Source organism: Pseudanabaena sp. PCC 7367 (assembly GCF_000317065.1).
In the GTDB taxonomy this organism is placed as follows: Bacteria; Cyanobacteriota; Cyanobacteriia; order Pseudanabaenales; family Pseudanabaenaceae; genus Thalassoporum; species Thalassoporum mexicanum.
This window is the reverse complement of record NC_019701.1, coordinates 2,476,200-2,482,500: the sequence shown is the minus strand read 5'-3', so window position 1 is coordinate 2,482,500 and position 6,301 is coordinate 2,476,200. Positions and strand designations below refer to the sequence as shown.

Genomic DNA, 6,301 nt, shown 5'->3' with positions numbered 1-6,301 from the left:
CGGAAATACGATTATTAATTAATTGCGGTGCGGCTTTTTTATTGACGGTGATGCCCACCGCATTGCTCTGCACCAGATTATCTTTGATTTCTGGCTGAGCCGTATCGGTAATGTGAATACCACTAGCTTTATTGGTGACCAGCACATTTTTGATTAGGCTTGGCGTAGCATTACCACCAACATAAATGCCATCCTTGCCATTACCGCTGATGGTATTACTGGCGATCGCCGCACTGGCAATCGATTCGATCCAGAGGCCATAACCATTTTCATGGCGATTGGTCACGGTCACCCCGCGAATCTGGGCTTGATTGGCCACCACGATCGCCACATTTTGTTTTCCAGCGGCGGGCGATCGATAATTGCCACCGCCCAGGATCTTAATCCCACCACCTTTTTTGGTTTCATTACCAGAAATGATCGTGCCAGTTCGCAGTTGGAGCGGAAATTTTTCGCCACTGTCCTCGCTATAGGTGCCAGGCGCAAGTTGAATTACCGCCGATTTGCCATCCTGGAGTAAACTCATGGCTCTGGTGATGGTTTTGAAGGGCGCTTGGGGGCTACCATTACCATTGCGATCGCTACCAGCATTAGGATTTACATACAATAAAATTTGGGTTTGACCATTGGTTGGCACCTGCGCCAGTTCAATAGTTGGGCTGGTTAAGCTGAAATATTGCAAGTGCGACGATTGCTCCTGAAGCTCAGCGGCGATCGCCCCAGAACTATTCAAACCATATCCACCCATAGCGGTGCTACCGATTGCCACCAAGGCGATCGCTAAACCAAATTTGTTTGCACCCATATTCTTTGACGGCAACTTCATTGAACTCTGCATCATAATAAGCATGATCTGTGGATAATTAAACATTAAAGCCGTCGATAGGCAAGGGGTATTTCCTAAAGCTGTGAACCAAATTGATAATCAAAACCAAAGTCAAGCCCAAATTCAGGCGAAAACACAGGCGAAAACACAGGCTCAAAATCAGACTAGCGATCAAGATACAGGGCGATCGCCACAAACCCAGACCATATATCGCATTTTGGATGCCAATTTAGATCGAGCGCGGGAGGGATTGCGCGTAATTGAAGAATGGTGTCGCTTTGGCCTGGAAGATCGCCAACTTTCGGCGGAATGTAAAGATTTACGCCAGCAACTCGCCCAATGGCATAGCGCCGAGATCAAGGCGGCTCGCAATACCCCAGAGGATCCTGGCACAAACCAGAGCCATGCCCAGGAAGAAAGGCGGCTTAATATAGAGTCGGTACTGAGTGCTAATTGTTCCCGCATCCAGGAAGCGCTGCGGGTATTGGAAGAATATAGCAAGCTGATCGATCCGCAGATGGCTAAGTCTTTCAAGCAAACTCGCTACCGCGCTTATACGCTGGAGACTCAAATTAACCAGGTGAGCCAGTTTAATCATGCACCTCCTAATTGAGCTAATTGAGCTAATTAATAAAATTCAGTTTAATGAAAAAAGTTGCTAAGACCACAACAAGTTGCTTATTCGATCGCCAATAACAGCAAATAGGGATCTGAAAATACCTACCCAACTCAGTTTGATTAAGGTAGTTATGCACAAATAAAAATAAAGATATTCGATCAAGCACGATCGCCCCGATCAAGCCCCCATCCATTAGCAAACAATTTCTATCTCTATGAGTCAAGCAACCAGCAATCTCCACCAAACCCGCCTAGCCAAAATCAGCCAAGCAAGATTATATCTAGTTACTTCCCCCCATCAGCAAATTTTAGAAGTAGTCGAAGCAGCACTCAAAGGTGGCCTTAGTCTGGTGCAATATCGGGATAAGGATGCCAACGATCGGGCTCGCTTAGAAATTGCCGCTCAGTTGTGCGATCTCTGTCATCGTTACGATGCCATTTTTTTAATCAACGATCGGGTTGATATTGTCCTGGCCGTGGGCGCGGATGGGGTGCATGTGGGGCAACAGGATTTACCACCGGACGTAGCGCGAAAAATCTTAGGCACAGATTATATTATTGGCCAATCGACCACTAGCCCTGCGGAGTTGGAAATTTCGCTCCAGGCTGGGGTTGATTATGTGGGGGTGGGGCCTGTGTTTGCCACTCCAACCAAGCCAGGAAAAGCGGCGGCCGGATTTGAATATGTGAGTTATGCTGCCCAAAAGTTAACTATGCCCTGGTTTGCGATCGGTGGGATTGATGCAAATAACCTGGCTGAGGTGATCACAGCGGGGGCAAAGGGCACGGCGGTAGTCAGGGCGATCATGCAGGCGGCTGATCCCCAGGCAGTTACGGCCAAGATGTTGGCTCAGTTTAAGCAAGATTAATAGATGGAGTAGCGCTTGAGTTTAAAAGCATCAGTATTTATCGCCACCAGCCTGGATGGTTTCATCGCCAGGGAAGATGGCTCGATCGACTGGCTAAATGTTGCCAATGCCGTAGTGCCAGAGGGCGAAGATTGTGGTTATGCCTCGTTTATGGATTCAGTGGATGTATTAGTGATGGGTCGCAACTCCTATGAAAAGGTTTTATCCTTTGGTGCATGGCCATATCAAGATAAGCAAGTGATCGTTTTGAGTAGCCGTGCCCTTGAAATACCTAACGACCTAAGTAGCAACGTGGTACATTCAGCCGAAACTCCCGCAGCATTGCATCAGCGGTTAGCAAATCAAGGATTTAAGCATATATATATTGATGGCGGGATCACAATTCAGCGGTTTCTGGCAGCAGGACTGATCGACGACATCACGATCACGGTGATCCCGATGCTGATCGGTCAGGGGAAATCTTTGTTTGGTGAGTTAGAGCAAGATATTTTGCTAAAGCATATTAAGACCAAAGCCTATGATTTTGGTTTTGTTCAATCGACCTATGAATTAGTAAAAAATATGTAGCTACCAGGGCACCTTCGCTGCCGCCTCAAACATCAATGGGTGCAGCATCCTAAAACCAACGATCGTGAACGCCACCCCCAAATAGGCAGGGGTTAAAAATTCTTCTAGCTTAAGCTCTTGCCTGCCCTCCCAGATCGCCTTGAACGGGATAATCGAGGTGCGCTCTTTTACCTTTGCAAATGCATCACCGTAGCGCTTGGCCAAACGCCGATCGCCATGCCACACCCCAAATAAATGGTGCAAAATCAAGCCCAACGAAGTCACCACCATAAAACTACTGCCAATCCAGAGCGTGTGGGCAATGCACCAGATAATTTGCCCCACCATCTGCGGATGCCGCGCAATCCGAATGATGCCTGTTTCAAACAGATGGACTTGGGGTTTGGCGATCGCTGCCACCTCCAGCAAATTAAACGTGGCTGGATAGAGAAAAACAAATGAGATTACCGACAGAGCCGAAACCACAATTTTGATCCCCGGCACCGCTTGTACCTGCCAGAGCTGCACCCCATCATAACGATGATTAAAAAAGTAAATAATCATCACCACCGCCAGGGTCAGGCTCACCAGGGCAAATAAAACCCGATAAGCCCGTGCGCCGATTAATTCTTCCATCCGCGATCGCAGCGCTGCTAGGCCACTGTGGGCGATCGCAAAAGTAAGCAACAATCCCGCCATGATCCAGTGGGATTGATAGTTGGTAAATATTTCCATCTACGCTTCCGGCAGAACTAATTCTGGGACTTCCATCGGAATCTCATGGCGAGCATCAGTAATCAACCAATCCAGGGCAGAAGCCTGCAGGTCGATCGAAGCACCGGTATGGTCAACACAATAGCGGCCACACACCAGCTTATCCACTAGTCGCACATCGGCCAGGCGCGAATATTCAAAAATTACACTGCGCTCCACCGTAGCACCACTGCAAACATGGCAATTGGGTCCAATCATCGCTGGCCCGACAATCTTGGCCCCATCCTCAATCTTGGTCATGCCGCCAATATAAACTGGCCCAGTAATGTCTACTTTGTCCCAGTTCACCGACACATTCAAACCAGTGAATACCCCTGGTTTTACTTGAATCCCTGGAATTTGCACATTGCGGATCTTGCCTGCCAGCACATCTTGGATCGCCTGCCAGTAATCGGGCACCTTTCCAATATCCACCCATTCAAAGTCCATTGACTTGGCATAGAAGGGTGCTCCTTCGGCCACTAGTTGGGGAAAAAGATCGCCACCGATGTCATATTCTTCTCCAGAGGGTACATAATCTAAGACCTCTGGTTCAAAAATATAAATCCCAGTGTTAATTTCATTACTACGGGCTTCTTCTACACTCGGCTTTTCCTGGAAAGTTAAGATGCGATTTTCATCATCAGTTACCACCACACCATAACTAGACACTTCACTTTTAGGCACCGACTTGGTTACCACAGTTGCCAGAGATTGCTTTTTGCGATGCCACTTCACCACCTCCGACAGGTTTAAATCAATCAACGCATCTCCGCACAGCACCACAAAGGTACTATCGAAGAACGGCGAGAAATCCTGGATTTTTTTTAAGCCACCGGCAGAACCCAGGGCACTGCCTACCAACTGGCCTTCCACGATGCTGCCCTCAAAGGAGTAGGCCATCTGAACCCCAAATTTCTGGCCATCACGGAAATAGTTTTCAATCTCCTCAGACAAATGGCTTACGTTTACCATAATTTCGTCGAACCCATGTTCCCGTAGCAGCTCCACCAGAAATTCCATTACTGGTTTTTGCATGATCGGAATCATTGGTTTTGGCATAATATAGGTGATTGGGCGCACACGTGTACCCTTACCGGCTGCCAGAATCATGGCTTTCATAGTTACTTATTCCTCAATCTAACTTACGTCCAGTTAACTCTACGAAGATATCTTCCAGATTAGAAGCCCGCACCATCATGCCAGTGCGATCGCGGTGTTGATCGACATGGGCATTAGCTTGGTCTAGATCTGGAAAGAATTGAAAATCCAACTTGCCATCTTGCTCTTGCTGGGTGATTACAACTGCTTCACCATGCTTACGGCGCAGTTGATCAGGTGTCCCCTGTTCAATTAATTTACCTGCATCCATAATGCCAATCCGATCGCAAAGGAACTCAGCTTCTTCCATATAGTGGGTGGTAAGCAAGATGGTCATCCCTCGATCTTTAAGTTGCTGAATAATCTCCCATAAGCGTCGTCTGGTTTGTGGATCGAGTCCTACAGTTGGCTCATCCAAAAATAACACTTCTGGTTGATGCAGCAATGCACGAGCGATCTGCAAACGGCGCTTCATCCCACCGGATAAGGTTTTCACCATTGCATCTGCGCGATCGGTCAGTTCCACATATTCCAGATATTGCCCGATCGCCTGCCGTTGAATTGCTGCGGGCATTTGGTGGAGGCGGGCATGATATTCCATATTCTCCCACACTGTCAGATCGCCATCGACGCTGGTTTGTTGCAAAACCACCCCGATCGATCGCTTCACCTGTTGCGATTGCCGCCCCACATCAAAGCCAGACACCTCAATTTTGCCCTCACTGGGAATAGTCAGGGTGGTTAACATCCGAATTGTGGTTGATTTACCCGCCCCATTTGGCCCCAACAGGCCAAACATCTCTCCCTTTTGCACTTGGAAGGAAAGCGCATTCACAACGGGAGTTTTGTTGTAGTATTTGTAGACGTTTTCTAATAAAACCGCGCTATCGCTCATAAAGATTTTTGTGTTGATTAACGTCTACCTCTAACCATTGTTAACTAACAGTTCATTAACAGTTAGCTATCGGTAGCCACCTGCGGCAAGGGCATTGGCACCGATCGACTGTTGTACAGGCTCATGGTTTTGTCTATACCTTGCTTACCTATAGATATAATAGTGTCTTGGGCTAGATCTAGTACCTGAGGCAGGATTTTTTGTTCTGCTGGCATAAACCCACCTAGCACATGGCTAATCGTGTCTTGCCGATCGTTCTTTTGCTTACCAATGCCCAATCGCAACCGGGGAAAATCCTGAGTCCCCAGATGGGCGATCATTGACTTCATGCCATTGTGCCCCCCTGCCGAGCCAGAATGCCGCAGGCGAATTTTACCAAGGGGTAAGTCCATGTCGTCATAAATTACCAACACCGATTGGGGCTCCAGCTTATACCAATCCAGGACTGCTCTTGCCGATCGCCCAGAATCATTCATATAGGTGGTGGGCTTGAGCAGAATTAAGCGATCGCGCCCAGGCTGACGATATTCAGCACTGATACCATGAAATTTTTTTGCTTCAGTCAGGCTAGCACCCCAATAGCGGGCAAGTTGATCGATCGCCATAAACCCAATGTTATGGCGAGTGCCTTCATATTTAGCACCAGGATTTCCCAATCCCACAATTAGCCGGATGATTTGGCTTGACTCCATT

7 protein-coding genes and 1 pseudogene (1 of these 8 running past the window's edge) are annotated in these 6,301 nt (G+C 47.8%); 3 read left to right on the top strand and 5 right to left on the bottom strand.

Going from position 1 to position 6,301, the window contains the following annotated elements; translation table 11 throughout:
* On the bottom strand, nucleotides 1–805 hold the 5' portion of the coding sequence (locus tag PSE7367_RS09825) for a DUF1565 domain-containing protein (RefSeq protein WP_015165208.1). It extends 935 nt beyond the left edge of the window; only the first 805 of its 1,740 coding nucleotides appear in the window; it begins with the start codon at nucleotides 803–805; its stop codon lies off the left edge, out of view.
* 103 nt (nucleotides 806–908) lie between these two features.
* On the opposite strand from PSE7367_RS09825, the gene PSE7367_RS09820 reads away from it, so the two are divergent.
* The 3 genes and pseudogenes from PSE7367_RS09820 to PSE7367_RS09805 all read left to right on the top strand — a co-directional run bounded on the left by PSE7367_RS09820 (nucleotide 909) and on the right by PSE7367_RS09805 (nucleotide 2,880).
* On the top strand, nucleotides 909–1,439 hold the full coding sequence (locus PSE7367_RS09820) for a hypothetical protein (protein ID WP_051037932.1): 531 nt from the start codon (nucleotides 909–911) through the stop codon (nucleotides 1,437–1,439).
* A gap of 262 nt (nucleotides 1,440–1,701) precedes the next feature.
* Nucleotides 1,702–2,313, top strand: a pseudogene (gene thiE / locus PSE7367_RS09810) (thiamine phosphate synthase); the annotation flags it as partial.
* A 15-nt stretch (nucleotides 2,314–2,328) separates the two neighbouring features.
* Complete coding sequence (locus tag PSE7367_RS09805; protein WP_015165207.1) at nucleotides 2,329–2,880, top strand: dihydrofolate reductase family protein; 552 nt, start codon at nucleotides 2,329–2,331, stop codon at nucleotides 2,878–2,880.
* Here PSE7367_RS09805 and PSE7367_RS09800 read toward each other — a convergent pair whose 3' ends face one another.
* The 4 genes from PSE7367_RS09800 to pth all read right to left on the bottom strand — a co-directional run bounded on the left by PSE7367_RS09800 (nucleotide 2,881) and on the right by pth (nucleotide 6,300).
* Complete coding sequence (locus tag PSE7367_RS09800; RefSeq protein WP_015165206.1) at nucleotides 2,881–3,594, bottom strand: NnrU family protein; 714 nt, start codon at nucleotides 3,592–3,594, stop codon at nucleotides 2,881–2,883. It lies immediately after the preceding gene.
* Nucleotides 3,595–4,734: a sugar phosphate nucleotidyltransferase gene (locus tag PSE7367_RS09795; RefSeq protein ID WP_015165205.1), complete on the bottom strand. Its 1,140-nt coding sequence runs from the start codon at nucleotides 4,732–4,734 to the stop codon at nucleotides 3,595–3,597. It lies immediately after the preceding gene.
* A 13-nt stretch (nucleotides 4,735–4,747) separates the two neighbouring features.
* Entirely contained in the window at nucleotides 4,748–5,608 is an 861-nt protein-coding gene (gene ccmA, locus PSE7367_RS09790) for a heme ABC exporter ATP-binding protein CcmA (protein ID WP_015165204.1), read from the bottom strand.
* 62 nt (nucleotides 5,609–5,670) lie between these two features.
* Complete coding sequence (pth, locus tag PSE7367_RS09785; RefSeq protein ID WP_015165203.1) at nucleotides 5,671–6,300, bottom strand: aminoacyl-tRNA hydrolase; 630 nt, start codon at nucleotides 6,298–6,300, stop codon at nucleotides 5,671–5,673.
* Nucleotide 6,301 lies beyond the last annotated feature (1 nt).

Bases quoted from the DNA above. Each gene is read 5' to 3' on its own strand.
- PSE7367_RS09795 (WP_015165205.1), bottom strand. From the start codon at position 4,734: ATGAAAGCCATGATTCTGGCAGCCGGTAAGGGTACACGTGTGCGCCCA.
- PSE7367_RS09800 (WP_015165206.1), bottom strand. From the start codon at position 3,594: ATGGAAATATTTACCAACTATCAATCCCACTGGATCATGGCGGGATTG.
- ccmA (WP_015165204.1), bottom strand. From the start codon at position 5,608: ATGAGCGATAGCGCGGTTTTATTAGAAAACGTCTACAAATACTACAAC.
- pth (WP_015165203.1), bottom strand. From the start codon at position 6,300: ATGGAGTCAAGCCAAATCATCCGGCTAATTGTGGGATTGGGAAATCCT.